Below are 26507 nucleotides of genomic sequence, written 5' to 3' on the forward strand. Positions count from 1 at the left end.
TCTCGACGTCAGTGTTTCTGCTGCCTATTATTTATGGCTGTGTCGTTTGGTTAATATTCAGAGGGGGAGTGAAATGCGCGCAGCGTTTTGGGTAGGGTGTGCCGCGTTATTATTATCGGCCTGCAGCAGTGAACCCGTTCAGCAGGCAACGGCCGCACACGTCGCACCAGGTATGAGAGCAGCAATGTCCAGTTCCGGAGAAGCTAACTGCGCTATGATTGGTGGTTCACTTTCTGTTGCCCGTCAACTGGATGGTTCAGCCATCGGGATGTGTGCATTACCCAACGGCAAACGCTGTAGTGAGCAGTCGCTTGCCGCAGGAAGCTGTGGAAACTACTGAGTTTCCGTATTGACTACATTAAATCAGCCAGTTTATACGTCAGAGTTTGTTCGGCTGTCGCCAGTGTTAGCTGGTTAGCCGTCAAATCGACCTGTGCGCCTTGCTCAAACATCTTGCTGACAATGCCATCGAGCGCGTTCAGCTGTGGATCGGCGCACATCATGCGGGTCATTGCCAGGTTTTTCACCTTCAGTTCGCCGTCGGACAGTTTGCCCTGACCGGTAAATTGGTTACACATTTTGCCTGACACCGTCATGTTTTCGCCAAAACTTAATTCGGGTTGATTCTTTGCAACGGTTATCGGTTTGCCATTCACACTTTCCAGAACGAAACGGTGGTGCTGTAACTGTTCGCGATTGACGGAAACCTTTCCATTGCTCGCACAGCCAGCCATAAGCATGCTAAGCGCAATCAACGTGACAACTTTCTTCATTGAATTTCTCTACATTCGTGATGTGAATACAATCAGTATAATAATGATATCGCCGGATATATCATCAGGGGTTATCTGAAAATGCTCCCCTGCTATCAGGGGAGCAAAGCGGTCAGAAGAGGGCGTTCGGGCAGGTTTCGCCTTTGGAAATTTGTGCCAGGTTCTGCAACGTTGTTTCAGAGATACTGATCAACGCTTCGGCCGTCAGGAACGCCTGATGCCCGGTAAACAGCACGTTGTGGCAGGCAGACAAGCGGCGGAACACATCATCCTGAATGACATCGTTAGATTTATCTTCAAAGAAGAGATCGCGTTCATTTTCATACACATCCATACCCAGAGAACCAATTTTCTGGTTTTTCAGAGCATCAATAGCCGCCTGTGAGTCGATCAGCGCACCACGACTGGTGTTGACAATCATCACGCCATTCTTCATTTGTTCAAAGGCTTCGTGGTTGAGCAGATGATAATTTTCCGGCGTTAACGGGCAGTGCAGGGAAATGACATCCGACTCCGCAAACAGTGTTTTGAGATCGACATATTCAACGCCTAATTCCAGGGCTGAGGCACTTGGATATGGATCAAAGGCCAGCAGACGCATACCAAAGCCTTTCAGGATCCTCAGTGCGGCAATACCAATTTTACCTGTACCGATCACCCCAGCCGTTTTGCCGTACATAGTGAAGCCGGTCAGCCCTTCAAGAGAAAAGTTGGCATCACGGGTACGCTGATAAGCACGATGAATTCGGCGGTTTAATGTCATCATCATGCCGATCGCATGTTCTGCGACCGCTTCAGGTGAATACGCCGGCACACGCACAACCTGCAGACCCAGCTCTTTGGCCGCATCCAGATCGACGTTGTTAAATCCGGCGCAGCGCAGGGCGATGTACTTCACACCATGGTTTTTCAATTCTTCCAGAACCGGGCGGCTGCCATCGTCGTTAACGAAGATACATACGGCTTCGCAGCCATGGGCTGTTTTGGCCGTCTTTTCCGTAAGCAGAAAGTCAAAGAATTCAAGTTCAAAACCAAAAGCCTCGTTAACCTGCTGCAGGTACTTCTTGTCGTACTGTTTTGTACTATAGATGGCGAGTTTCATAAGACTTTCTCCAGTGATTTTAAAATCACATTAATCCAATTCAAATTATTTTACAAAATCCAAAAAATAATTGATAGTCATAGATATAGTGAATAATTCCAGAGCATCTCTTGTTAGTGTGGGCATGTTAGTCAATTTCAACAACTGACTAATTTTTATCTTCCCAGTGCCTGACAATCTGCGCTCTGTTTACTTTGCTCGTCCATCGCTGCCTGGTTTTCTGTTAGATAGATAGCACAACACTTTTACCAATGAGCAATTGATACATTGAGCAGTGGAATAAGGGACAGGCGCAGATGGTACATGGTCATACTCGCCATGCGGTTTTATGATTAAGCATATGATTAGTCAATAATTCTTTGACTCATGCCAGTTCTATAAATATTACGTATATTTAAGGAGCATCTATTCTTAAGGTGGGCATATGTAGCTAAACATGCCACAATACTGGCCTAAACCGGCTTAAATTTTCGCGAAATCAGGACATTAACTACCCATGAAGGGTAAATATAAAGCCGCTCTGGCACTACTCTTATTATTGATCCTCATGCCGCTGACGTTGTTGATGACGCTTGGCCTGTGGGTTCCGACGCTGGCAGGCATTTGGTTGCCCGTCGGTACGCGCATCGCACTGGATGAGAGCCCACGGCTAACCCGGCATGGGCTACATATTCCACAACTCCGTTATCTGGTCGATGACTGCCCGCTGGCGAAAATTACGCAGGCGGATCTGTCACATCCCAGCCGCTGGTTGCTGAACGTCGGGGCTATTGAACTGGATTCAGCCTGTCTGGCCAAACTGCCGCAAACGGAACCTTCTCCCGCCGCACCTAAAACGCTGGCGGAGTGGCAATCCATGTTGCCCAATACCTGGATTAATATCGACAAACTCATCCTTTCTCCGTGGCAGGAGTGGCAGGGCAAGCTGTCACTGTCGTTGACGCCCACCAGCCAACAGCTTCGCTACCAGGGTGACAAAGTCAAATTTCAGGGGCATCTCCACGGTCAAAACCTGACGGTCAATGAACTTGATGTTGCCGCATTTGAAGATCAGCCGCCGGTGAAACTGGTGGGTGAATTCACGATGCCACTGGTTCCTGACGGCCTGCCGATCAGCGGGCATGTGGTCGCCACTCTCAGCCTGCCGCAGGAACCCTCTCTGGTGGATGCGGAGCTGGAATGGCAGGAAAATCGTGGACAACTGATCGTAATGGGACGAGGCAATGCCGATCCTCTGCTCGATCTTCCGTGGGAAATCACCCGCCAGCAACTGACTATCAGCGACGGTCGCTGGAACTGGCCTTATCAGGGATTTCCGTTAAGCGGTCGGCTGGGTGTGAAAGTTGAAAACTGGCAGGCTGGCCTGGAAAACGCGGTGGTGAGCGGGCGATTAAATGTACTGACACAAGGTGATGCAGGTAAAGGTAACGCTGTCCTGACCATCGGCCCTGGCAAACTCGCCATGGATAATAGCGAGATGCCATTACAGTTAACCGGCGAAGCAAAACAGGGCGATCTTATTTTTTATGCGGTGCTACCCGCACGGCTCAGTGGAAGCCTCAATGATCCGCAACTGATTTTTGAACCTGGGGCATTGCTGCGTTCCCGCGGACGCGTTATTGACTCTCTGGATATTGACGAAATTCGCTGGCCACTGGCGGGAGTGAAGGTCACTCAGCGCGGTGTTGATGGTCGATTGCAGGCCATTTTACGTGCCCACGAAAACAAGATGGGGGGATTTGAACTGCATCTTGATGGTCTGGCCAATGATTTCCTCCCTGACGCTGGCCGCTGGCAGTGGCGTTACTGGGGTACAGGGGGATTTACGCCGATGCACGCCCGCTGGGACGTGGCGGGCAAGGGTGAATGGCACGATAACACCCTCAAACTTTTTGACCTTTCTACCGGGTTCGACCAACTGCAATACGGCACGATGAAAGTGGAAACGCCACGTCTGATCATGGATCAACCGATTGTGTGGGTGCGGGACCCGGCAAAACCAACATTCAGCGGCGCGTTGTCACTGGATGCTGGAAAAACCACCTTTACGGGCGGAAGCGTTCTGCCACCATCAACCCTGAAATTCAGTGTTGATGGGACCGATCCGACGGTATTCCAGTTCAAAGGGCAGCTTCATGCAGGGGCAATTGGTCCTGTACAGTTAAACGGGCGCTGGGATGGTGTCCGCCTGCGTGGACAGGCCTGGTGGCCAAAACAATCACTCACTGTTTTCCAGCCGCTGGTTCCTCCTGACTGGAAAATGAACCTGCGCGAAGGGGAACTGTATGCGCAGGTTGCTTTCTCCGCCGCCCCGGAACAGGGCTTTGAGGCGGGCGGTCATGGGGTATTAAAAGGCGGTAGCGCCTGGATGCCCGATAACCAGATCAATGGTGTCGATTTTGTGCTGCCGTTTCGTTTTAGTGAAGGAGCGTGGCAACTGGGCACACGCGGACCGATTTCACTACGTATTGCGGAAGTCGTGAATCAGGTTACAGCGAAAAATATTACCGCCGACCTGCAGGGAGGATATCCCTGGAGCGAAGATAATCCTTTACTGCTCAGCAATGTCAGCGCCGAGTTGTTAGGAGGTAAAGTCATCATGCAGCAATTGCGTATGCCTCAGCACGATCCGGCCTTAGTCCGAGTGCAAAATATCTCTTCCAGCGAACTTATCAGCGCGGTTAATCCCAAACAGTTTGCCATGTCTGGACCGGTCAGCGGCGCGTTGCCTCTGTGGCTGAATAATGAAAAATGGATTATCAAAGACGGCTGGCTTACCAATCCTGGACCAATGACGTTGCGTATCGACAAAGATACTGCGGATGCCGTCGTTAAAGATAACATGGCGGCTGGAGCGGCGATTAACTGGCTGCGCTATATGGAAATAACCCATTCCTGGACGAAAATAAATCTGGATAACCTGGGTGTATTAACGATGCAGGCAACCGTCACTGGCAATAGTCGGGTGGATGGCAAAGTGGGAACGGTGAATTTGAATTACACCCACGAAGAAAACGTATTTACGTTATGGCGCAGCTTGCGTTTTGGCGACAATTTACAGGCATGGCTCGAGCAAAATGCAACGCTGCCAGAAACCCATTGCCCGGAAGGCAAGGAATGTGAGGAACAACCATGAAAACAATAGCTGCCATGCTGGGACTTCTGGCGTCATCTCTGCTGGCGGGGTGTACTCCGCGTATTGAAGTGGCGGCCCCCAAAGAACCCATCACCATCAATATGAACGTCAAAATCGAGCATGAAATCCATATCAAAGTCGATAAAGATGTCGAGAGTTTGCTGAAATCACGCAGTGACTTGTTCTGAGGTGAAGATGAAAAGATCACTTAACGCATTCATTCTTATTTTGAGTTTGCTGAGTGCCAACGCGTTTGCATTAACGCTGGGTGAAGCCCGAACTCAGGGGCGGGTTGGCGAAACGCTTAACGGCTATCTCGTGGCATTGAAAACCGATGCTGAAACCCAGACGCTGGTGAGTGAAGTGAATAAAGCTCGCAATGCCAGCTATCAGCAACTTGCTGAAAATAACAACATCCCGGTTGATGAAGTGGCAAAGATGGCTGGACAGAAACTGGTTGCTCGTGCCAAACCGGGCGAATACGTGCAGGGCATTAACGGTAAATGGTTGAAAAAATAATCGCCCGTCTGTTCAGAGGATCCGGTTTTACTTTAACCAACAAGCGTATTTGACGGGCAATGATCCATTGCTCCACTATAATCAAACCGACAAATTATCAAGGAGTGATGATGACGCTTTATCAGATAAAGCCTGCCTTTCAGGCGCTTTTACGCCCGGTAATGTTCTGGCTATACAAAAAAAACGTTACTGCTAATCACGTCACACTTGCAGCGATGGCGCTTTCTTTTGTGACAGGAGCGGTACTGTTTCTTTTCCCTCAACCTGAATTATTTGCTCTCCTGCCGATCGTGCTGTTTGTGCGGATGGCGCTCAATGCGCTGGACGGGATGCTGGCACGTGAGTGCAATCAAAAGTCACGTCTGGGCGCCATTCTCAATGAGACCGGGGATGTTCTTTCCGACCTTGCGCTTTATCTACCCTTTATGTTGCTCCCGGCCAGCAATGCACTGTTGGTGATAATGATGCTGTTCTGCGCAGTGATGACGGAATTTTGCGGCGTGCTGGCACAAACTATCAATGGAGTGCGCAGCTATGCCGGGCCGCTGGGCAAAAGCGACAGAGCGCTGGTGTTCGGCGCATGGGGACTGGCGTTGACGCTATGGCCTCAACTTGTACAGTGGAATAACGACGTCTGGGGTGTTGCAACGCTGTTGCTGTTATGGACGGTGATCAACCGCTGTAAGAGTGCATTACGCGATGAGGTGGTGGAATGATGCTGCTGGAAAAGTCGCTTGCCGTTATTTTTTCTCTGCTACTTATTGCGACACTGATCAACGGATTACTTGTATGGCTACGTCCAGGTAAAGACTGGCGGGAACTGACGCTGCGTATTCGCACCTGGTGGGTGATCATTATTCTGTTTTCGCTGGCTATCTTAAGCCCCCACTGGCTGGCGTTGACTTTTTTTGCGCTGGTAAGCTTTATGGCGTTAAAGGAATTTTTAACACTGGCACCATCGCGCCATACCGATCGCATGCCGCTGTTGTGGATGTTTATTGCTATCCCTGTTAACTACTGGCTGATAGGCATCAACTGGTACGGCATGTTTGTGGTGTTTATCCCGGTGTATGCTTTTTTATTCTTACCCGTACGGATGGTGATTGCTGGCGACACCCAGGGATTTCTGCGTTTTGCCTCACAGCATCACTGGTGCCTGATGACTACCGTGTTTGCATTCAGTCACGTTGCGTTCCTGCTGGTGCTGCCCGCTGACGGTATGCAAACAGGAGCACTGCTGGTGCTTTTCCTCGTGGGCTTAACGGAATTCAACGACATTGCGCAGTACCTGTGGGGAAAATCGATTGGCCGCATCAAAGTGATGCCTAAAGTCAGCCCTAATAAAACCCTGGCGGGACTGATCGGTGGTGTAGCAACCACTACGCTCGCGGCAGCTCTACTGGGTCCGTTAATGACGCCGCTAAGCGTGCCTTTATCGCTGCTGGCGGGGTGCATTATCGGTGTCACTGGTTTTTGTGGGGACGTTGTGATGTCGGCTATTAAGCGGGATATCGGGGTGAAAGACAGCGGCACGCTGTTACCCGGTCACGGCGGCATCCTCGACAGGCTCGATTCCCTGATCTTCACCGCCCCCGTGTTTTTCCATTTCATTCGCTATTTTTGCTACTAACTTATGATGAGCTCATTTCTGCGAACGCTGTTTACATTGTGTATCGTCTGGCCGGTTATTTGGCTATGGCTTGGGCTGCGCGTCAGACACCGGGAGCGCTTGCCAACTCGTGGCCCGGCTATCGTGGTAGCAAATCACAACAGCCATATGGATGTTTTCGCGCTGCTTTCACTATTTCCGCTCCGCCGCCAGGCATCTGTTCATCCGGTGGCCGCCGCTGATTATTTTTTGCGTAATAAAGCGATGGCCTGGTTCGCTCTCAATATTCTCAACATTATTCCCATTTCACGTAAGGGCGGTGAAGCTAACCCGCTGGCACAGTGCGAACAGGCATTACGTGAAGGTAAGATCCTGATCCTTTTTCCAGAAGGTACGCGTGGCGAACCAGGAAAGCTTTCACCGCTAAAATCAGGGTTGTGGCATCTGAGTCAGCGTGCGCCGGAAGTCCCAATTACTCCCGTCTGGCTGCGCGGTACGGAGCACATCATGGCGAAGGGGAATCGCATTCCTCTGCCGCTATTTATTGACGTCAATATTGGTGAGACGTTGCGCTTTCAGAGCGACAAACGCGTCTTCATGGATGATCTCAAACAGCAGCTTTTGCAGCTACAGCAACAAACGACAGGAAAGCCTCCTCATGACTGACATGCGAGCGCCAGACGAACGATGGTTTTTGACCAGTGACAACACCGGGTTGTTTTATCGCCACTGGCCGGGATTATCGGCAGGCCCTGTTTCAAAAGTAATTGTTCTGTTTCACCGTGGACACGAACATTCCGGGCGTCTGCAGCACATCGTTGATGAGCTGGCGATGCCGGATACCGCATTCTATGCCTGGGACGCACGAGGTCACGGACACTCTCCGGGACAGCGTGGCTATAGCCCGTCGCTGGCACGTTCGGTGCAGGATGTCGAAGAGTTCGTGCGTTTTGCCGCTGCGGACAGTCAGGCCGCAATGGAAGATGTGGTGGTGGTAGCACAAAGCGTTGGCGCGGTATTAGCCGCAACCTGGGTTCATGACTATGCGCCAGACATTCGTGGACTGGTATTGGCGTCTCCGGCGTTTAAAGTCAAATTGTATGTGCCATTTGCCCGCCCAGGGCTGGCGTTAATGCATCGCCTGCGTGGCCTGTTTTTTGTTAACTCCTACGTTAAAGGGAAGTATCTGACGCACGATCCCGAACGCGTGGCAAGCTTCAATCAGGATACGCAAATCACCCGGGCAATCGCGGTGAACATTCTGCTGGATCTCTACAGGACGGCAGAGCGAATAGTCAGCGATGCCGCCGCCATTACGTTACCGGTGCAGTTGCTGGTTTCAGGGGACGATTTTGTTGTGCATCGTCAGCCACAGATCGATTTTTACCAGCGTCTGCGGAACCCACTTAAGGAACTGCACGTGTTGCCGGGGTTTTATCACGATACGCTGGGGGAGAAAGACCGACATCTGGCGTTCGACAAAATACGTAATTTTATTGATACGTTATACGCGAAACCACCCCAGCGTTTTGATTACAGCAATGAGGATCGCTGGAGTCCTGGGGCCGATAGCTGGCGGATGTTAAACGGGGGACCGGCTCCTTATTCTCTCGATGATATTGCCTATCGTGGTTTGCGCTACGGGATGAAACTACTGGGAACACAATCGACAGGTGTTCGCCTTGGATTTGAAACCGGTTTTGACTCGGGCAGTACGCTTGATTATGTCTATCGTAACCAGCCTCAGGGCAGCAGTGCGCTGGGGCGTTTAATTGATAAGAACTACCTGAATAGCGTCGGCTGGAAAGGGATACGCCAGCGTAAGATCCATTTGCAGATGCTGATTCGTCAGGCTGTTGCGCGGCTCGCAGAGCAGGGCACACCCGTTAATGTGGTCGATATCGCTGCCGGACACGGGCGCTATGTACTTGATGCGCTCGAAGGTGAAACGGCGGTGAACGCGATCTTATTGCGTGATTACAGCGATCTGAATGTGAATAAAGGAAGGGAAATGATCGCCAGCAGAGGAATGGCTGACATCGCCCGTTTCGAGCAAGGCGATGCCTTCAATCGCCAACAGCTGGCGTCTCTCGAACCCCGACCTACGCTGGGGATCGTCTCTGGCCTGTACGAGCTTTTCCCCGAAAATTCGCTGGTACAGAATTCTCTGGCCGGACTGGCTGATGCAATAGCGCCGGGTGGCGTACTGATTTACACCGGACAGCCCTGGCATCCACAGCTAAAAACCATCGCCTGGTCACTCACCAGCCATAAAGATGGCAAAGCATGGGTGATGCGCGTGCGCACACAGGGTGAAATGGATGCGCTGGTGCGTGATGCGGGGTTTGATAAGTGCGCGCAGTTGATTGATGAGTGGGGAATTTTCACCGTTTCCATGGCGGTGCGCCGTGGTACCTGAACGTCGTAAGGTTATAGTCCAGGCGATAGGCTGGTTATTGCTACTGGCTCCTTTTTTCTTCCTCACTTACGGTAAGGTTAATCAGTTTACCGCCTGGCAGGATGCTCAGTACCATAACGTCGGAAGTGTCGTGTTTAGCTGGGAGTCCGCTATTCCCTTTATTCCGTGGACTATTCTTCCTTACTGGAGCCTGGATCTGTTCTACGGGTTATCGCTGTTTGTCTGTACTACACGTTTCGAACAACGAAGGCTGGTACTACGTCTGGTACTGGCATCGGTTATCGCCTGCGGCGGTTTTTTGCTGTTTCCGCTCCAGTTTAGCTTTACCCGCCCCGAGGTTAGCGGTGCAGCAGGGTGGTTATTTTCTCAGCTCGAGCAGTTCGACTTGCCCTACAACCAGTCTCCATCGTTGCACATTATCCTCTGCTGGCTGCTGTGGCGGCATTTCAGTCGCTACCTTTCTGGTGGTTGGCGCAGGCTGTGCGACGGCTGGTTTTTGCTGATTGCCATTTCCGTACTGACCACCTGGCAGCACCATTTTATCGATATCATTACCGGACTGGCGGCAGGAATGCTAATTGACTGGATGGTGCCGGAACAACGCCGCTGGCGCTGGCAAAAACCGGATACGGTGCGTTTGAAGCTGATGCGTCGTTATTTGTTGGGGACAGCCATATGTTTTATCGCCGGAGCGCTGATAACGCCCTGGCTACTGTGGCCAGCATTATCGTTGTTGATAGTCGGGTATGGCTATGGCGGATTTGGCGCAGCAGCCGCAGGTAAAGATCAACTGGGACGGCTGTCGCCACCCGTGTACTGGCTGTTACTTCCTTGGCGCGTAGGGATGTGGCTGTCGATGCGCTGGTTTACCCGCCGCCTGCCAGCGGTGAGCTGTATTGCTGAGGGGGTCTATCTCGGCAGCTTTCCACGCCGGATCCCCGCGCAAAACGCAGTGCTGGACATGACCTTTGAGTTTCCGCGTGGACGCGCCACCGCGTCACGAGCCTATGCTTGTGTACCGATGTTGGATCTGGTTATTCCCAACAAAGCAGACCTGCAACAGGCTGTGGAACGACTGGAGATACTGCGTCAGGAGCAGGGGACTGTACTGGTTCACTGTGCATTGGGACTGTCGCGCAGTGCGATGACCGTCGCGGCGTGGCTTTTGCATTATGGTCATCAGGCGACAGTAGAGCAGGCGGTAGCACATATTCGTCAGCGTCGTCCACAGGTGGTACTGACAGATAAACATCTGGAGATGCTGGAACAATGGCAACAGAAAGTGACAACGTAACACAAAGCGACGGTATTCAGCGTGATTTGCTGGGGCACACTCTGGCAAGCTGGCGTTTTATCCTGCTTTTTTCCCTCCCGCCGATGGTGTGGGTCATCTTCACGGCTCCATCAGGTATCTCTCGCGCCATCGTTGCGCTGTTGTGCGCTATCGTCTGGTTTGGTTGCTGGAGAGTGTGGCTTGATGGTCGCTATTTTTCGCTCATTAATGCGCAGAACAACGAGCTGGCCGGAGAGGTTCTTGGTGTTATATGGCGGCGTGAAAGGTTAAAGACGCTCACACTGGCCGAACGTCAGTCAGGCGCACTAAAACAGTGTCGCCAGACGTTTTACATGGTTGCCATTCTGTGGGCTTTCTGGCTGATGCTACTGATTTAGTTTTCACCGGAGCTATTCATCCACAGCGCAATAGTTGCCAAACGGAACTGTACTGATGCTGATATATTTCATCACCGGTTGCGTCCTGGAGTTAACTTATGTGGCTTTTCAAGTGGTATGTCTGGAATCGTTGGGTATTCAAACATTTAAGCAGGGATGTTGCGGAGCCGGAGCAGTTTTTACTCCATTGCTGGGAAGAGAATCTGGCAAAGTGCAGGGATTACTCACTCATCTGGCGTGACATCAATCGTATTCACGGAAAGCAGACAAAGAGATAGGAGTCTATCCCGTCAGGCTCTGAGTGCCGGTTAAAAACCCTCCCACCGGACGGTGAGAGGGGAAATTATCAGGCGGCAACCACGCTATCAATCGCCGCTTTTGCATCAGATTGTGCTTTCGATGCCACTTCCGGGCCGTAGGCAATACCTTCAGCGAAGACAACGTTCACGTCGGTGATGCCGATAAAGCCCAGGAAAACATTCAGGTACGGAGTGATCAGATCGGTTGGTGTATCTTTATGGATACCGCCACGGCTGCTCAGAACGATAGCACGTTTACCTGTTACCAGACCTTCAGGTCCTTTCTCGGTATAACGGAAAGTTACCCCGGCGCGGGCAATCAGGTCGAAGTAGTTTTTCAACTGCGTCGGGATGTTGAAGTTATACATCGGGGCGGCGATCACAATGACGTCATGCGCTTTCAGTTCAGCAATCAACTCATCAGACAGCGCCAGCGCTTCTTGTTGACGTGGAGTCAACGGCGCATCGCTCGGGCGCAGAGCACCCACCAGTTCGCCATCCAGTACCGGAACAGGATTTGCAGCCAGGTCACGAACCGTGATCTCGTCAGCAGGGTGTTTTTCACGCCACTGTTCAACAAAATAATCAGACAACTGACCAGACTGAGAGTACCCTGCCAGAATACTGGATTTAAGAACTAATACCTTGCTCATGGGTGATTCCTTATATGTGTTTGAAGGGGATGTGCCCCGTTGCTTGTTGACACTTTATTCACAATCCTGCCGTAGTGATAGCGCAATATATCGAATCCTATGTTCGAAATTATTGAACAACACACGAAAAGCACCGATGTGGTACTCTATACCTATCATCTAAAAGAGATTTAACCCGGCAGAGCACTGCCCTCCAATGCTATGACAGAACAACAGAAATTAACCTTCAACATGTTGCAGCAACAGCTGGATCCACTGATGCTGCGTGACAAACAGCGTTTTTCCCGCCGTCTGCATGGTGTGAAGAAGGTTAAAAATCCTGATGCACAACAGGCCATTTACCAGGAGATGGCGAAAGAGATTGAGCTGGCAGCAGGTAAGGTTGTGCTGCGTGAAGCGGCACGGCCGGATATTACTTACCCGGAAAACCTGCCTGTCAGCCAGAAAAAACAGGATATCCTGGAAGCCATTCGCGACCATCAGGTGGTGATTGTTGCTGGGGAGACGGGTTCCGGTAAAACCACTCAGTTGCCGAAAATCTGTATGGAACTGGGACGCGGAATTAAAGGGTTGATCGGTCATACCCAACCGCGTCGTCTGGCGGCGCGTACCGTGGCTAACCGTATTGCAGAAGAACTGCAGACGGAGCCCGGTGGTTGTATCGGCTATAAAGTTCGTTTCAGCGATCATGTCAGTGATAACACCATGGTCAAGCTGATGACGGACGGTATTCTGCTGGCGGAAATCCAGCAGGACCGCATGCTGATGCAGTACGACACCATCATTATCGATGAAGCTCATGAACGCAGCCTGAATATCGACTTTCTACTCGGTTATCTGAAAGAGTTGCTGCCACGTCGTCCGGATCTGAAAATTATCATCACTTCTGCGACTATCGATCCTGAACGCTTCTCACGCCATTTTAACAATGCGCCCATTATTGAAGTTTCGGGTCGTACATATCCGGTGGAAGTACGCTATCGCCCGATTGTGGAAGATGCGGATGACACAGAACGCGATCAACTGCAGGCGATTTTTGACGCCGTGGATGAACTGGGACGCGAAAGTCAGGGCGACATTTTGATCTTCATGAGCGGAGAGCGCGAAATTCGCGACACCGCTGATGCGCTGAATAAGCTGGATTTACGCCATACTGAGGTGCTACCGCTGTATGCACGTTTGTCTAACAGTGAACAGAACCGTGTTTTTCAGTCGCACAGTGGACGTCGCATTGTGTTGGCAACCAACGTGGCAGAGACCTCGCTGACCGTTCCGGGGATTAAATATGTTATAGATCCCGGTACCGCACGTATCAGTCGCTATAGCTACCGTACTAAAGTCCAGCGTTTGCCGATTGAACCCGTGTCGCAGGCCTCTGCTAACCAGCGTAAAGGGCGCTGTGGTCGCGTATCAGAAGGGATCTGTATTCGTCTCTATTCCGAAGACGATTTCCTGTCGCGCCCGGAATTTACCGACCCGGAAATTCTGCGTACTAACCTGGCGTCCGTTATTCTGCAAATGACTGCGCTTGGGCTTGGTGATATTGCAGCATTCCCGTTTGTCGAAGCGCCGGATAAACGCAATATTCAGGACGGCGTGCGTCTGCTGGAAGAACTGGGGGCGATCACTACCGATGAACAGCAAACTGCTTACAAGTTAACGCCTTTAGGCCGTCAGTTATCACAACTACCGGTAGATCCGCGTCTGGCACGTATGGTGCTGGAAGCGCAGAAGCATGGTTGCGTGCGAGAAGCAATGATCATTACCTCGGCGCTGTCCATTCAGGATCCGCGAGAGCGTCCGATGGACAAACAGCAGGCATCTGACGAAAAACACCGTCGCTTTCACGATAAAGAGTCCGATTTCCTCGCTTTTGTGAATCTGTGGAATTATATCGGTGAGCAGCAAAAAGCGCTGTCATCAAATCAGTTCCGTCGCCAGTGTAAGGTTGATTTCCTTAACTATCTGCGAGTGCGCGAGTGGCAGGATATTTACACTCAATTGCGTCAGGTGGTGAAAGAGCTGGGGATCCCGGTCAATAGTGAGCCAGCAGAATACCGTGAGATCCACGTTGCATTGTTGACTGGGTTACTGTCGCATATCGGGATGAAAGATGCCGATAAACAAGAGTTTACTGGCGCGCGTAACGCCCGTTTTTCAATCTTCCCTGGATCCGGTTTATTTAAAAAGCCGCCGAAGTGGACAATGGTGGCGGAGCTGGTGGAAACCAGCAGATTGTGGGGACGCATTGCCGCACGTATCGATCCGGAATGGGTGGAACCCGTTGCTCAACATCTGATCAAACGTTCGTACAGTGAACCACACTGGGAGCGCGCGCAGGGTGCGGTCATGGCGACAGAAAAAGTCACCGTTTACGGCCTACCAATTGTTGCTGCCCGTAAGGTGAACTACAGCCAGATCGATCCCGCGCTGTCGCGTGAACTGTTTATCCGTCACGCGCTGGTGGAAGGTGACTGGCAGACACGCCATGCGTTTTTTAGGGACAACCTGAAACTGCGTGCAGAAGTGGAAGAGTTAGAACACAAATCGCGCCGCCGCGATATCCTGGTCGATGACGAAACGCTGTTTGAATTTTATGACCAGCGTATCAGCCATGATGTGGTTTCTGCCCGTCATTTTGATAGCTGGTGGAAAAAGGTCAGCCGTGAAACGCCAGATCTGCTCAACTTTGAAAAGAGCATGCTCATCAAAGAGGGGGCGGAAAAAATCAGCAAGCTGGATTACCCGAATTTCTGGCATCAGGGTAATCTCAAACTGCGATTAAGCTATCAGTTCGAACCTGGAGCTGACGCCGACGGTGTGACCGTACATATCCCGCTACCGTTGCTGAACCAGGTGGATGAAAGCGGTTTTGAATGGCAAATCCCTGGGCTGCGCCGTGAATTAGTGATTGCACTGATTAAATCGTTGCCAAAACCAGTGCGCCGTAATTTTGTTCCTGCACCAAATTACGCTGAAGCTTTTTTAGGACGCATCACGCCGCTCGAACTGCCACTGCTGGACTCACTGGAACGTGAACTGCGCCGGATGACCGGCGTCACCGTCGACCGTGACGACTGGCACTGGGATCAGGTCCCCGATCATCTGAAAATCACCTTCCGCGTGGTGGATGATAAAAACAAGAAACTGCAGGAAGGGCGCTCGCTTCAGGCGTTGAAAGATACGCTGAAAGGTAAAGTTCAGGAAACGCTGTCCGCAGTGGCAGATGATGGTATCGAACAGAGCGGGCTGCATATCTGGAGCTTCGGTCAACTCCCGGAAAGCTACGAGCAAAAACGCGGCAATTACAAAGTGAAAGCGTGGCCGGCGTTGGTGGACGAGCGGGACAGTGTTGCTATTAAGCTGTTTGATAATCCACTGGAACAACAGCAGGCGATGTGGTGCGGTTTACGCCGTCTGTTGCTGCTGAATATTCCATCGCCAATCAAATACCTGCACGAGAAGCTACCAAACAAAGCCAAACTGGGCCTGTATTTTAACCCGTACGGCAAAGTACTGGATTTGATAGATGACTGTATCTCCTGCGGTGTGGATAAACTGATAGATGCCAACGGCGGGCCGGTGTGGACGGAAGAGGGCTTTACAGCACTGCATGAGAAAGTGCGGGCTGAACTGAACGATACCGTGGTGGAGATTGCCAAACAGGTCGAACAGATCCTGACAGCAGTCTTCAATATCAACAAACGTCTTAAAGGACGCGTGGATATGACCATGGCGTTGGGGCTTTCGGATATCAAAGCGCAAATGGGCGGACTGGTATATCGCGGATTTGTCACCGGTAATGGCTTCAAACGTCTTGGCGATACGCTGCGCTATTTACAAGCAATAGAGAAACGACTGGAAAAACTGGCCATCGATCCGCACCGCGATCGTGCGCAGATGCTGAAAGTGGACAGCGTGCAGCAGGCCTGGCAGCAGTGGTTCAATAAACTGCCACCTGCGCGCCGTGAAGATGATGATGTCAAAGAGATCCGCTGGATGATTGAAGAGTTGCGCGTCAGCTACTTTGCTCAGCAGCTTGGCACGCCGTACCCAATTTCAGATAAACGAATCCTGCAGGCCATGGATCAGATTACAGGCTAAAGCAGTGCCGGATGACGACGCTGACGCGTCTTCTCCGGCCTACAGGAACAAAGATCAGGAGCCATGAATATGAGACAGTTTCCGACACTTTCCGCTACCACCCTCAAGGCAATAAACACCGTGGGACAATGGCTGGCGCAGAATGATTTCGGTGAAACAATCGCTGTTCAGTCGGATTGCGTAATTCTGGCGGGAAACGCGGTGATCCCAACCATCGACGCGGCTTGTCGTATAGCGAAAGAACAGCAGGTTCCCTTGCTGATCAGCGGTGGTATCGGACACTCCACGACTTTTTTGTATAACGCTATTATTCAACACCCACGCTACAACATCATTCGCACTACCGGACGCGCGGAAGCGGCAATTCTTGCCGATATCGCCCACCAGTTCTGGCAAATTCCGGGGGAAAAAATCTGGGTAGAAGACCAGTCCACAAACAGTGGTGAGAACGCCAGATTTAGCTGTGCGTTACTGCGTCAGGCCACAGAAACCGTTCGTTCTGTCATCGTAGTACAGGACCCAACCATGCAACGCCGCACAATGGCAACGTTTCATCGTGTAACGCGAGATGATCCACATGCACCAAGCTGGTTAAGTTTTCCAGGTTTTGTGCCTGAATTGACTCAGCAGGAGAGTGGTGTGGGATTTGCTCAGGCCACTGATGGTCTCTGGTCGGTCGAACGCTATCTTTCACTGATTATCGGTGAACTTCCTCGTCTGCGCGATGATGAAACCGGCTATGGTCCCCGTGGTCGTGATTTTATTGAGCATGTTGAAATTCCGCAGAATATTGAGGACGCGTGGCAACATCTACAAAACGACGCCGCTATGATTGACTTACTGGAGAGTCGATCTCTGTGATATCCGCTGCCCGTTTGTGGGAACTTTTACGCAAACGGGCATAAATCCCGCCCGTATTTTCTCTTCGTGACCACTTTCCCTGACACTTTTATGAAGCGGTTCACAGAACCAATATTACAGCGGCAATGTGCCATGCATGATTGATATTAATTAACAATAGTTTTACTTGTTAAAAACAAATCAATCACAGGAGAAACGCATGTCAGTACCCGTACAACATCCTATGTATATCGATGGGCAGTTTGTGACCTGGCACGACGACGCCTGGATTGATGTTATCAATCCAGCAACCGAAGAGGTTATCTCCCGAATTCCCGATGGTCGTGCCGAAGATGCACGTAAAGCGATTGATGCCGCACATCGCGCTCAGCCGGAATGGGAAGCGCTACCTGCCATTGAACGCGCAAACTGGTTACGCAAAATTTCTGCCGGTATTCGGGAGCGTGCCAGCGAAATCAGTGCTTTGATTGTGGCTGAAGGCGGAAAAATCCAACAACTGGCTGATGTTGAGGTCTCTTTCACCGCAGACTATATCGATTACATGGCGGAGTGGGCGCGCCGTTATGAAGGCGAGATCCTGCAAAGTGACCGCCCGGGTGAAAACATCCTGCTGTTTAAGCGTGCGCTCGGCGTGACGACTGGCATCCTACCGTGGAACTTCCCATTTTTCCTTATTGCTCGCAAGCTGGCACCCGCATTGCTGACGGGTAATACCATTGTGATTAAACCGAGTGAGTTTACGCCAAATAATGCGATCGCATTCGCTAAAATCGTGGATGACATCGGCCTGCCACGCGGGGTATTTAACCTGGTACTTGGACGTGGCGAAACGGTAGGTCAGGAGCTTGCCGGAAACCCGAAAGTGGCAATGGTGAGCATGACCGGCAGTGTGGTTGCTGGTGAGAAAATCATGGCGGCGGCGGCGAAAAACATTACCAAAGTTTGTCTGGAGCTGGGCGGGAAGGCGCCGGCTATCGTGATGGATGATGCCGATCTCGAACTGGCGGTGAAAGCCATTGTTGACTCACGGGTAATTAACACCGGACAGGTGTGCAACTGCGCTGAACGTGTGTACGTGCAAAAAGGTGTTTATGACCAGTTTGTCAATCGTCTGGGTGAGGCGATGAAAGCGGTTCAGTACGGTAATCCTGCTGAGCGCAATGATATTGCCATGGGACCGCTGATTAACGCCGCGGCGCTGGCGCGTGTGGAACAAAAAGTTGCACACGCGGTTCAAGAAGGTGCACGCGTGGTGCTTGGTGGCAAAGCAGAGGCAGGAAAGGGATATTATTATCCGCCGACCTTACTGCTGGATGTGCGCCAGGAGATGGCAATTATGCACGAAGAGACATTTGGTCCGGTATTGCCTGTGGTGTCATTTAATTCGCTGGAAGAGGCGCTTACGATGGCCAACGACAGCGACTACGGACTGACCTCATCGATTTATACGCAAAATCTGAATACGGCAATGAAGGCAATTAAAGGCCTGAAATTTGGTGAGACGTATATTAATCGTGAAAACTTCGAGGCGATGCAGGGCTTCCATGCCGGCTGGCGCAAATCCGGAATTGGCGGGGCAGACGGCAAACATGGCCTGAACGAATATCTGCAAACTCAGGTTGTTTATCTGCAGTCCTGATATCGATGCCGGGTGAGCAGGGGTGCCACCCGGCATCTGCTAACGTATTAAAGCTTGATGAGTTTTTCCAGCGTGCGAACCAGTTGGGTCACAAAACCGTATTCGTTGTCGTACCAGGCGACGGTTTTGACCAGTTGCAGATCGCCAACTTCAGTAATCTCCGTTTGTGTGGCATCAAATACCGAACCGAAATGTGATCCAATGACATCTGATGAGACAATCTCTTCATCGGTGTAGCCGAACGACTCATTATTCAGCGTCGCCTTCTTCAGCGCATTATTGACATCTTCGGTGGTCACTTTTTTGCCCAACACCGAAACCAGCTCCGTAACAGAACCGGTCTTCACCGGAACGCGCTGGGCGTGTCCTTTCAATTTTCCGCTCAATGCTGGAATAACCAGACCAATCGCTTTCGCCGCACCGGTGGTATGCGGAATGATGTTCTCTGCCGCCGCCCGTGAAGCGCGTAAATCTTTGCCTCGCGGACCGTCAACCAGCGACTGTGTTCCCGTATACGCGTGGATGGTGGTCATAGTACCAAGCTGAATACCGAAGTTATCGTGTAATGCTTTCGCCATAGGCGCCAGACAGTTAGTGGTACAGGATGCGACCGAGATAATCTGATCGTTAGCATCCAGAGTGTCGTCATTGACGTTAAAGACAATAGTCTTCATGTCACCAGCAGGGGCGGAGATCAATACTTTCCTGGCACCTGCATCCAGGTGGGCGTTGGCTTTTTCCGTTGAAGTATAAAAACCAGTACACTCGATGACAATTTCCGCACCTGTGGTTTTCCACGGAATATTTTTGGCCTCTTTTTCTGCGTAAACGGCGATTTTTTTGCCATCTACAATAAGCGCATCTTCAGTAAAGTCGACGCTCCAGGGGAACGGACCGTAGTTTGAGTCGTGTTTTAGCAGGTAGGCGAGAATTTTCGGTGAGGTCAGATCGTTAATGGCAACGACGTCAACGCTGCTTTTGACTTCCAGTAGCCGACGCAATACCAGACGACCGATACGACCAAAACCGTTAATGCCAATTTTACTCATGGTTTTCTCCTGTCAGGGTGAAGCGGTACCACATATTTTCCCTACCAGGCATAGACCAGTCAGCCACCAGGGGCAATGCCTGTTTTTGCGGTTAAGCGTAACTGATTGAAAATGAGCGAACAAAAGTTAATGAATTTTTAACAAAAGCTGGTTATGTTGACGCATCATTGTTTTTACTCAGGAAGTGTTATGGGGAATAAGTATTCTGGCCTACAGATTGGTATCCACTGGCTGGTCTTTTTGTTGGTGATCGCGACCTACTGTGCGATGGAACTGCGTGGATTTGTGCCTCGCAGCTATCGTCCCTGGTTCAACATGGTGCATGTTTCCTGTGGTATCACGATCTTAGTGCTGATGGTGGCGCGTTTGTTGGTCAGGCTTAAGTACCCGGCACCGCCAATTGTGCCAAAGCCTAAACCGATGATGACCGGAATGGCGCATCTTGGACATTTGATTATCTATTTGCTGTTTATCGTATTGCCAGTTATTGGTCTGGTGATGATGTACAACCGGGGGAATCCGTGGATAGCGTTCGGCATTGTCATGCCGCATGCGGCAGAAGCCAACTTCGATATGGTCGATATGCTGAAGTCCTGGCACGTGACGCTGGCAAAGTTGGGCTATTTTGTTATAGGCCTGCATGCAGCAGCAGCCCTGATGCATCACTATTTCTGGAAGGATAACACGCTATTGCGGATGATGCCGCGTAAGCGCTCATAACGCATATTTCCTTCGTCCCGCATAATGCGGGACGTTTGCTTTCTACCAGCCAATATAAATACTTTTATTGTTCTCATTCTAAATATATCAATAAAATCATACACCACTCCAATTTGCTTCATATGCTCGTAGTGAAGTGGGGCCAGGCATTTTTTAGAGTCACACTCTATCCGCGATAATCCATTTCATTATAAATCTATGACGATTACGCATTTAATATACTTATCACAACCTTAAGAAAAAATTATATTTGAGATAGGATTTCATGATTAAATAAACAAAATCAATACGTTACAATGAATTTTAAGATTACATATCTTATTTAAGATCGTTCTTTATGTTATTTGAGAAAATAAAGGTTTTATTTGCCAAGATAATTCTTAAACTACCAATTATCGTAGGGCTACTCCTATGGTGCCATAAGACCTTACTGACCTCTTTACTGCCGCAAATAAATATCCTGTTTTCAATTGCAGGGGATATTGCATGCATGGTCAGGATGTCAGTGTATTTTTATTTAAGGATAGACAATATGAAAATCAATACCTCCCATGCCAGCCATATATTTGTTGCCGGTAGCCTTGCATTGTTACTTGCTCAGACGGCGGCTCATGCTGATTCAGCTAATACCATCACTTTTAAAGGTGAAGTGACCGAGCAAACTTGCGAAGTCACCGTTAACGGTGTGAACGCACGCCCGGTGGTGTTACTGCCTACTGTAGCTAAAAGCGAGCTGACAAGCCTAGACTCTGTAGCGGGTCTGACAGCATTCACTCTGGGAGTGACCGGGTGTACCGCTGATACCGACGCACTGAATATCAAGACGGTATTCGTTGCCAATAATATGACCCAGCACGGTAACCTCGCCAATACCGGTACAGCGCAAGGTGTTGAGCTGCAATTGATGACCGACAGTTTGGGTACAGCGGTCATTGATCTGCGAAATTCAACACCCGTTGACGGGATCACCGTTGCAGCAGGTAATACTACCGGTGAACACGACTATGCCGTGCAGTATTACAGCCCAAATGGCAATGCGAGCGCTGGTACGGTCATCGGTACCGTACAGTACGCAGTCTCTTACCTGTAAGAGAGCTCTGGGTGATGAAAGGATTGGCTATAGTTTTGGCCGGAATACTGATGTGCGCCAGCACACAGGCAAGCGTCGTCATGACAGGCAGTCGGATTATCTATCCGGTTGACAGCCGGGAAGCCAGCGTACAGCTGACCAACCGCGATGATTTCCCCAGCGTGGTACAGGTCTGGCTGGATGATGGTAACCCTCAATCAGTCCCACAAACCGCCAATGCTCCTTTTATCACCACGCCGCCAGTCTTCCGACTGGCGGCTCAGGCTGGGCAAACCGTGCGACTGCGATATGTTGGAAAACCGGTGGTACAGGACAGAGAGACGTTGTGGTGGTTTAACTTCATTCAGATCCCGCCAACGGAAAAGGGCGCTCAAGCAGACAATCAACTGATGGTACTGGTACGCAGCCGCGTAAAAGTGCTGATGAGACCAAAAGGGCTGGTGGGCTCACCGCTGGAGATGGCAATGACTAGCCGTGTCTGGCTACAGGACGGCAAACTGTTTTTGCGTAATAACAGTGGTTATTACCTTGCGCTTTCCTCGCTTGACGTCAACGGGGCGGGTAAAAAGCAGCGTATTCAGAGCGAAACGGTAGCCCCGTGGACGACCGTATCATGGCCTGCGAAAGTGTCGCTTTTGAGTGAGGCGCAGATGCGCTGGATTAACGATCAGGGCGCAACGTTAAGTGGACGTGTGACGGTGGAGAATCCGGATAATGTCCGCTATTAATCCACATTGGTGTTGGCTGCTTCTTTCCGGCGTCACGCCCGTTCTGGCGAACGTTTACACTTTCGACGAGGCACTACTGCTCGGAAGTGGTTACGAGAAAGGACTGGCACAGTTCAACGATCAGGATGCCGTTGCCGCCGGGCGTTACAGTGTGGATATCTGGCTGAACGGAAAGTACATAGGCCGGGATGATGTGCTGTTTCACCCGAACACCGAAGGACGTATTGCGCCTTGTTTACCCGTTAAATTCTGGGATGAGCAGGGCGTTACGGCGTCGATGGAAGCATTGCCAGATGCTTGTCTTGAGCCGGAAACGCGTATTAGCGGTGGGCTGTGGAATTTCGACCAGGGCCTGCTGCGTTTGAATCTCAGCGTTCCACAGGCAGCTCTTAAACGAACACCGCTGGATTATGTACCTCCTTCGCAGTGGCAGAGTGGCGAAAGTGTGTTGTTCAGCAACTATAACCTGCACGTCTATCACAACAAAAGCGGCGGGCAGCAAAGTGATTACGGCTGGCTGGGACTGAGCAGTGGCTTCAATATTGGCAGCTGGCAGTTTCGCCAGCAGTCCTCCGCTAACTGGCGGCGCGATGACTATCGAGAAACTCAACGCTGGGATGCGCTGCAAACCTGGTTACAGCACCCGATCGCAAAACTGGAAAGCGTACTTACCGCAGGTGAAAGCTACACGTCAGGCAATTTACTTGGCAGCATGGCGTTTACCGGAATCAAACTGGAAACCGATCAACGGATGTGGCCTCAGTCGCGGCGCGGCTACGCGCCAGAAATCCGCGGTACGGCATCGACGCCTTCACGTGTAGCAGTCAAACAAAATGGTCGCACGCTTTATGAAACCAGCGTGCCGCAGGGACCATTTGTGCTCGACGACTTGCCAAATACGGCCTGGGATGGAGATTTAGAAGTTGAAATCACCGGCGCAGACGGCAAAAAAAGTGGCTACACCGTACCATACGCCAGTGTGCCTTTGTCGCTGCGGCCCGGAGTCTGGCGCTACGGTCTGGTAGCAGGCAAAACCCGAGATTACGGCACAGCCGACGCTCCGTTTGCCGATTTTACGTTGGAACGTGGAATGAGCAATTTACTGACTGCGAACGCTGCCTTGCGTATCGGTGATGATTATCAGGCGTTGCTGATGGGCGGCGTGCTGGCGACCACTATGGGCGCTTTTGGCGTCGATATTACTGGATCGCGGGCGCACATGGCATCTCAGTCCCTGAGCGGCTGGCGTCTGCAAACCAACTGGAGCAAAACATTTAGTCCGACGGGCACGCACGTAGCGCTGGCAGGTTATCGCTATTCCACGGAAGGCTATCGTGATTACGGGGATGTACTGGGCGAACGAAGCGTTACCGAAGGCGATACAGCATGGCGTTCGGACACACTACGCCAGCGTAACCAGTTTACCGCCACCATAAACCAGACGCTGGGTGGTTACGGAAATCTGTGGTGTTCCGGATCGATGATGGACTACTACGACGACCGAGGGAACAGCACTCAGTTGCAGGCCGGGTATAACACCACCCTCGGGCGCGTGGCGCTTGGCGTCTCCTTCAGTCGGCAAAACACCTGGTGGCGTAACGGGGACAGCACACAGGCGCAAAAAGAGAATGTCGCAACGTTCACATTCTCGATGCCACTCAGCTTTGGAGAGCGCGAGCACACGGTGGCATTGTCCGCAAGTCAGGGTCAGCAGGCCGGGCGCAATGCGCAGGTGTCACTGTCCGGTGCACTCGATAGCGCGGAGACGGTCAATTACGCGCTGTCCACGGGCTGGCAGCAGGCTAAAGATGAGTCCAGCGCTGTGACCGACTGGAGCGGATCGCTACAAAAAAATACCGCATTCGGCACGCTGAATGGCAGTGTTTCACAGGCACAGAACTATCAGCAGTGGACTGCTGGCGTACGTGGTGCGGTAGTCGTGCATCGCCATGGCGTCGTCGCAGGGCCGTGGGTGGGCGACACCTTTGCTTTGGTGGAAGCGCCGGGAGCGGCAGGTGCCCGAGTCGGTGGAGGACAGGGAGCGATAGTCAATCGTGGCGGTTACGCACTGGTGCCGTCGTTAACACCTTACCGCTATAACAATGTGACTATCGACAGTAGCGAAATGGATAACCATGTTGAGCTACAGGAGAGCCAGCGTCGTATCGCTCCAATGGCCGGAGCGGCAGTAAAACTGCGTTTTGCGACGCTTTCTGGTTACCCACTACTCATTACTGTGAACGGCAAAGAGACACTCCCGGTGGGAGCATCCGTGACCGATGATCGGGGACGCATCGTGGGTATGGTGGCTCAGGGAAATCAGGTGTATGCCCGTGTGGAAGGTGAACAGGGACTACTGACAATCGAAGGCAGTGATTGCTCGCTGCCATGGATACTTAACGAGCAACAGCGCACCGAACCGCTGATTGCATTAACTCAGGCCTGCAAGGAAAAAGGACAGTTATGAAACTATTTATCCTGCTGTTAGCTCTGCTTTCCTCTGGAGTGCAGGCCGCATGCGAACCTATCATTTACCCGTACAAATCAGGAAGTAACAGTGCTCTTGGATCGTACCGCCTGAGTGCCGCGACGGATGGTATCGCCAATGACTGGCGATCTGGCGGCGGAAACGATGCCTGGAACGGCCTGCTACCGGGCCTGAGTAAGTCTGTTGATATCACCAGCAATTCAGGTTTTCAGCCTGCAGGTACGATCCTGACATCAAGCGGTGGTATCCCGTTTACGACCTATGCGCACAAGGGGGGAGGGTACGATCCGGAACAGGTCTTTTTCCGCTGTACCCCGGATACCGGCGGACAGCTGTATGAAGCCTGGTCAACTAACGGCGATGATTACTACGGCGGGTGGCATGAAGCGACGGATGTACCGGGTGCTTATTTAACATTGATGAAAAATGTGGCTCTGCGCCTGACCCATGACGCAACCGGCAGCATCTTTACCGACAGCTGGCAACAACGCCCACTGGAAAATTTGGATCTCGACACCAATGGTAATTTCCTGATTAAAGCTAAAAACTTCTCGACGATAAGCGCGGAGCTAATTAAAACTCTGGATATTCGTTACTTCTACAATCAGCAGCAATCCGCGACTTATGACAGCTATGTGAATCCCAACGCTTACGTGGTGTTTCGGGGGCCAGGAACAGCGTCCTGGGGTATTAAAATAGGGCAGCCTCACCGTAACAGCAACTGGGCGGGCTGGGCCTATGACTGGCCATCGGTTATAAGCCTTTACAATAACGGCATAACAATTAAACGTGCGGCAATGTGCCAGGTGACGGACTTTACTCCGGTGGTACATCTGCCGGTTATTTCCGTGGCCCAGCTCAAACGAGGGGAATATTCCTCTGCGCCATTCCAGATTGATTTTGCCTGTGAATCAACGGTGGTTTCGGGCATAGCAAAGGGAAAGAGTAATGTGGCGATGGGACTGCTCGCGCCGGAAAGCAGCGTCAATAGCGCCTGGAACTTTAATTTGATCACAGGCAAAACGGTAACCTGGTTGCTTGATACGCAATACGGTGCCGCCGGACGTGCCAGAGGTGTTGGTGTACGCGTTTACCGGGCAGGTAATCCGGTGAATTTTATGGCAGTGACAACTGCAGGCAGTGGCACCGAAGGTGGGTGGATGTGCTCCAGAACTGGCAGCGCTCAAATTTCGATTGTTCCGGGGAATTAATGATGGAGTATCCCGATATTCGTGGTGATATTTCTGTGAGATACGTTTTTAATGGCGCCCGTGGCGTTGCTATTTTACGCGGAAAAATCACCGATAATAACGGGGAGATATTGGCAGTGAATCAGAATGTCTGGTTCAACTTCATCCGCAGAGAGGACGATTATTTCCTTGAATCTGAAAATGTAGCATCAAGCACAGGCAGCACAACGATTCATCCATTGCTGGAAAGAACGCTACCTAATTTTTATCTCAAGCCAAAAGAACCCTTTTATTTCAGCATATTAAGACTCAATAACAGCACATGGCATTTTTATACCAGCCGCTCACCATCTGTTTTTTGTCGCAAGTGAGGTAATGATCTCGGGCTGGGTATGTATAACATTTGCTATACATACCCCTTGTTAATGAAGTTGAAAACTTCTACATTCATCATGGT

The 26507-nt window shown here is 51.1% G+C and carries 23 protein-coding genes; 19 read left to right on the forward strand and 4 right to left on the reverse strand.

Features of this window, described 5'->3' with window-relative positions:
- Window positions 1–73 precede the first annotated feature (73 nt).
- Window positions 74–340, forward strand: coding sequence for a putative hemolysin (locus SK36_RS10190; protein WP_045442854.1), 267 nt, complete (start codon window positions 74–76; stop codon window positions 338–340).
- 13 nt (window positions 341–353) lie between these two features.
- Here SK36_RS10190 and hslJ read toward each other — a convergent pair whose 3' ends face one another.
- On the reverse strand, window positions 354–773 hold the full coding sequence (gene hslJ, locus SK36_RS10195; RefSeq protein ID WP_045442852.1) for a heat shock protein HslJ: 420 nt from the start codon (window positions 771–773) through the stop codon (window positions 354–356).
- 112 nt (window positions 774–885) lie between these two features.
- Window positions 886–1875: a 2-hydroxyacid dehydrogenase gene (locus SK36_RS10200; protein ID WP_048221457.1), complete on the reverse strand. Its 990-nt coding sequence runs from the start codon at window positions 1873–1875 to the stop codon at window positions 886–888.
- A 496-nt stretch (window positions 1876–2371) separates the two neighbouring features.
- Between SK36_RS10200 and SK36_RS10205 the strand changes: the two genes are divergently transcribed.
- The 9 genes from SK36_RS10205 to SK36_RS10245 all read left to right on the forward strand — a co-directional run bounded on the left by SK36_RS10205 (window position 2372) and on the right by SK36_RS10245 (window position 11229).
- Window positions 2372–5011, forward strand: coding sequence for a YdbH family protein (locus tag SK36_RS10205; RefSeq protein WP_048221458.1), 2640 nt, complete (start codon window positions 2372–2374; stop codon window positions 5009–5011).
- Window positions 5008–5199 carry a YnbE family lipoprotein gene (locus SK36_RS10210; RefSeq protein WP_045442846.1) on the forward strand — a complete coding sequence of 64 codons (192 nt, stop codon included), beginning with the start codon at window positions 5008–5010 and terminating at the stop codon, window positions 5197–5199. The genes SK36_RS10205 and SK36_RS10210 overlap by 4 nt, the downstream gene beginning before the upstream one ends.
- A gap of 7 nt (window positions 5200–5206) precedes the next feature.
- Window positions 5207–5530, forward strand: a complete 324-nt coding sequence (locus tag SK36_RS10215; RefSeq protein WP_048221459.1) for a YdbL family probable chaperone protein — start codon at window positions 5207–5209, stop codon at window positions 5528–5530.
- A gap of 110 nt (window positions 5531–5640) precedes the next feature.
- A complete protein-coding gene (locus SK36_RS10220; protein ID WP_048221460.1) occupies window positions 5641–6246 on the forward strand; it encodes a CDP-alcohol phosphatidyltransferase family protein in 606 nt (201 codons plus the stop codon).
- A complete protein-coding gene (locus SK36_RS10225; RefSeq protein ID WP_045442839.1) occupies window positions 6243–7160 on the forward strand; it encodes a phosphatidate cytidylyltransferase in 918 nt (305 codons plus the stop codon). Before SK36_RS10220 ends, SK36_RS10225 begins: the two co-directional genes overlap by 4 nt.
- Window positions 7161–7163: 3 nt before the next feature.
- Window positions 7164–7805: a lysophospholipid acyltransferase family protein gene (locus SK36_RS10230; RefSeq protein WP_048221461.1), complete on the forward strand. Its 642-nt coding sequence runs from the start codon at window positions 7164–7166 to the stop codon at window positions 7803–7805.
- Complete coding sequence (locus SK36_RS10235; RefSeq protein ID WP_048221462.1) at window positions 7798–9558, forward strand: bifunctional alpha/beta hydrolase/class I SAM-dependent methyltransferase; 1761 nt, start codon at window positions 7798–7800, stop codon at window positions 9556–9558. Before SK36_RS10230 ends, SK36_RS10235 begins: the two co-directional genes overlap by 8 nt.
- Window positions 9548–10852 (forward strand): phosphatase PAP2/dual specificity phosphatase family protein, encoded by a 1305-nt coding sequence (locus tag SK36_RS10240; RefSeq protein ID WP_048221463.1) that lies wholly within the window; start codon window positions 9548–9550, stop codon window positions 10850–10852. The genes SK36_RS10235 and SK36_RS10240 overlap by 11 nt, the downstream gene beginning before the upstream one ends.
- Complete coding sequence (locus tag SK36_RS10245; protein ID WP_045442831.1) at window positions 10828–11229, forward strand: hypothetical protein; 402 nt, start codon at window positions 10828–10830, stop codon at window positions 11227–11229. The genes SK36_RS10240 and SK36_RS10245 overlap by 25 nt, the downstream gene beginning before the upstream one ends.
- 346 nt (window positions 11230–11575) lie before the next feature.
- Here the strand turns inward: SK36_RS10245 and azoR are convergent, their stop codons facing one another.
- The gene (azoR, locus tag SK36_RS10255; RefSeq protein ID WP_045442827.1) at window positions 11576–12181 is read right to left on the reverse strand and encodes an FMN-dependent NADH-azoreductase; all 606 of its coding nucleotides are present in this window, start codon (window positions 12179–12181) and stop codon (window positions 11576–11578) included.
- 201 nt (window positions 12182–12382) lie between these two features.
- On the opposite strand from azoR, the gene hrpA reads away from it, so the two are divergent.
- From hrpA to aldA, 3 genes are all read left to right on the forward strand, one after another.
- Complete coding sequence (gene hrpA / locus SK36_RS10260) at window positions 12383–16285, forward strand: ATP-dependent RNA helicase HrpA (RefSeq protein WP_048221464.1); 3903 nt, start codon at window positions 12383–12385, stop codon at window positions 16283–16285.
- Between the two features lie 63 nt (window positions 16286–16348).
- A complete protein-coding gene (locus SK36_RS10265; RefSeq protein ID WP_167493959.1) occupies window positions 16349–17146 on the forward strand; it encodes a YdcF family protein in 798 nt (265 codons plus the stop codon).
- A 199-nt stretch (window positions 17147–17345) separates the two neighbouring features.
- A complete protein-coding gene (gene aldA / locus SK36_RS10270; RefSeq protein WP_048221466.1) occupies window positions 17346–18785 on the forward strand; it encodes an aldehyde dehydrogenase in 1440 nt (479 codons plus the stop codon).
- A 47-nt stretch (window positions 18786–18832) separates the two neighbouring features.
- Here aldA and gap read toward each other — a convergent pair whose 3' ends face one another.
- Window positions 18833–19834, reverse strand: a complete 1002-nt coding sequence (gene gap / locus SK36_RS10275) for a type I glyceraldehyde-3-phosphate dehydrogenase (protein WP_045442819.1) — start codon at window positions 19832–19834, stop codon at window positions 18833–18835.
- 189 nt (window positions 19835–20023) lie between these two features.
- Between gap and cybB the strand changes: the two genes are divergently transcribed.
- The 6 genes from cybB (at window position 20024) to SK36_RS10305 (ending at window position 26421) form a co-directional block, all read left to right on the forward strand.
- Window positions 20024–20554, forward strand: coding sequence for a cytochrome b561 (cybB, locus tag SK36_RS10280; RefSeq protein WP_048221467.1), 531 nt, complete (start codon window positions 20024–20026; stop codon window positions 20552–20554).
- Between the two features lie 532 nt (window positions 20555–21086).
- On the forward strand, window positions 21087–21644 hold the full coding sequence (locus SK36_RS10285) for a fimbrial protein (RefSeq protein ID WP_048221468.1): 558 nt from the start codon (window positions 21087–21089) through the stop codon (window positions 21642–21644).
- Between the two features lie 50 nt (window positions 21645–21694).
- Entirely contained in the window at window positions 21695–22372 is a 678-nt protein-coding gene (locus SK36_RS10290; protein ID WP_225760915.1) for a fimbrial biogenesis chaperone, read from the forward strand.
- Entirely contained in the window at window positions 22359–24839 is a 2481-nt protein-coding gene (locus SK36_RS10295) for a fimbria/pilus outer membrane usher protein (RefSeq protein WP_048221470.1), read from the forward strand. The genes SK36_RS10290 and SK36_RS10295 overlap by 14 nt, the downstream gene beginning before the upstream one ends.
- Window positions 24836–26071: a fimbrial protein gene (locus SK36_RS10300; RefSeq protein WP_156184443.1), complete on the forward strand. Its 1236-nt coding sequence runs from the start codon at window positions 24836–24838 to the stop codon at window positions 26069–26071. Before SK36_RS10295 ends, SK36_RS10300 begins: the two co-directional genes overlap by 4 nt.
- Window positions 26071–26421, forward strand: a complete 351-nt coding sequence (locus SK36_RS10305) for a hypothetical protein (protein ID WP_231593080.1) — start codon at window positions 26071–26073, stop codon at window positions 26419–26421. Before SK36_RS10300 ends, SK36_RS10305 begins: the two co-directional genes overlap by 1 nt.
- Window positions 26422–26507 lie beyond the last annotated feature (86 nt).

The sequence above is a fragment of the Citrobacter sp. MGH106 genome, assembly GCF_001037495.1.
Lineage (GTDB): Bacteria > Pseudomonadota > Gammaproteobacteria > Enterobacterales > Enterobacteriaceae > Citrobacter > Citrobacter murliniae.

Excerpts from the sequence above, each read along its gene's own strand:
- SK36_RS10190 (WP_045442854.1), top strand. The coding sequence starts at position 74 with ATGCGCGCAGCGTTTTGGGTAGGGTGTGCCGCGTTATTATTATCGGCC.
- hslJ (WP_045442852.1), bottom strand. The coding sequence starts at position 773 with ATGAAGAAAGTTGTCACGTTGATTGCGCTTAGCATGCTTATGGCTGGC.
- SK36_RS10200 (WP_048221457.1), bottom strand. The coding sequence starts at position 1,875 with ATGAAACTCGCCATCTATAGTACAAAACAGTACGACAAGAAGTACCTG.
- SK36_RS10205 (WP_048221458.1), top strand. The coding sequence starts at position 2,372 with ATGAAGGGTAAATATAAAGCCGCTCTGGCACTACTCTTATTATTGATC.
- SK36_RS10210 (WP_045442846.1), top strand. The coding sequence starts at position 5,008 with ATGAAAACAATAGCTGCCATGCTGGGACTTCTGGCGTCATCTCTGCTG.
- SK36_RS10215 (WP_048221459.1), top strand. The coding sequence starts at position 5,207 with ATGAAAAGATCACTTAACGCATTCATTCTTATTTTGAGTTTGCTGAGT.
- SK36_RS10220 (WP_048221460.1), top strand. The coding sequence starts at position 5,641 with ATGACGCTTTATCAGATAAAGCCTGCCTTTCAGGCGCTTTTACGCCCG.
- SK36_RS10225 (WP_045442839.1), top strand. The coding sequence starts at position 6,243 with ATGATGCTGCTGGAAAAGTCGCTTGCCGTTATTTTTTCTCTGCTACTT.
- SK36_RS10230 (WP_048221461.1), top strand. The coding sequence starts at position 7,164 with ATGATGAGCTCATTTCTGCGAACGCTGTTTACATTGTGTATCGTCTGG.
- SK36_RS10235 (WP_048221462.1), top strand. The coding sequence starts at position 7,798 with ATGACTGACATGCGAGCGCCAGACGAACGATGGTTTTTGACCAGTGAC.
- SK36_RS10245 (WP_045442831.1), top strand. The coding sequence starts at position 10,828 with ATGGCAACAGAAAGTGACAACGTAACACAAAGCGACGGTATTCAGCGT.
- azoR (WP_045442827.1), bottom strand. The coding sequence starts at position 12,181 with ATGAGCAAGGTATTAGTTCTTAAATCCAGTATTCTGGCAGGGTACTCT.
- hrpA (WP_048221464.1), top strand. The coding sequence starts at position 12,383 with ATGACAGAACAACAGAAATTAACCTTCAACATGTTGCAGCAACAGCTG.
- SK36_RS10265 (WP_167493959.1), top strand. The coding sequence starts at position 16,349 with ATGAATATGAGACAGTTTCCGACACTTTCCGCTACCACCCTCAAGGCA.
- aldA (WP_048221466.1), top strand. The coding sequence starts at position 17,346 with ATGTCAGTACCCGTACAACATCCTATGTATATCGATGGGCAGTTTGTG.
- gap (WP_045442819.1), bottom strand. The coding sequence starts at position 19,834 with ATGAGTAAAATTGGCATTAACGGTTTTGGTCGTATCGGTCGTCTGGTA.
- cybB (WP_048221467.1), top strand. The coding sequence starts at position 20,024 with ATGGGGAATAAGTATTCTGGCCTACAGATTGGTATCCACTGGCTGGTC.
- SK36_RS10285 (WP_048221468.1), top strand. The coding sequence starts at position 21,087 with ATGAAAATCAATACCTCCCATGCCAGCCATATATTTGTTGCCGGTAGC.
- SK36_RS10290 (WP_225760915.1), top strand. The coding sequence starts at position 21,695 with ATGTGCGCCAGCACACAGGCAAGCGTCGTCATGACAGGCAGTCGGATT.
- SK36_RS10295 (WP_048221470.1), top strand. The coding sequence starts at position 22,359 with ATGTCCGCTATTAATCCACATTGGTGTTGGCTGCTTCTTTCCGGCGTC.
- SK36_RS10300 (WP_156184443.1), top strand. The coding sequence starts at position 24,836 with ATGAAACTATTTATCCTGCTGTTAGCTCTGCTTTCCTCTGGAGTGCAG.
- SK36_RS10305 (WP_231593080.1), top strand. The coding sequence starts at position 26,071 with ATGATGGAGTATCCCGATATTCGTGGTGATATTTCTGTGAGATACGTT.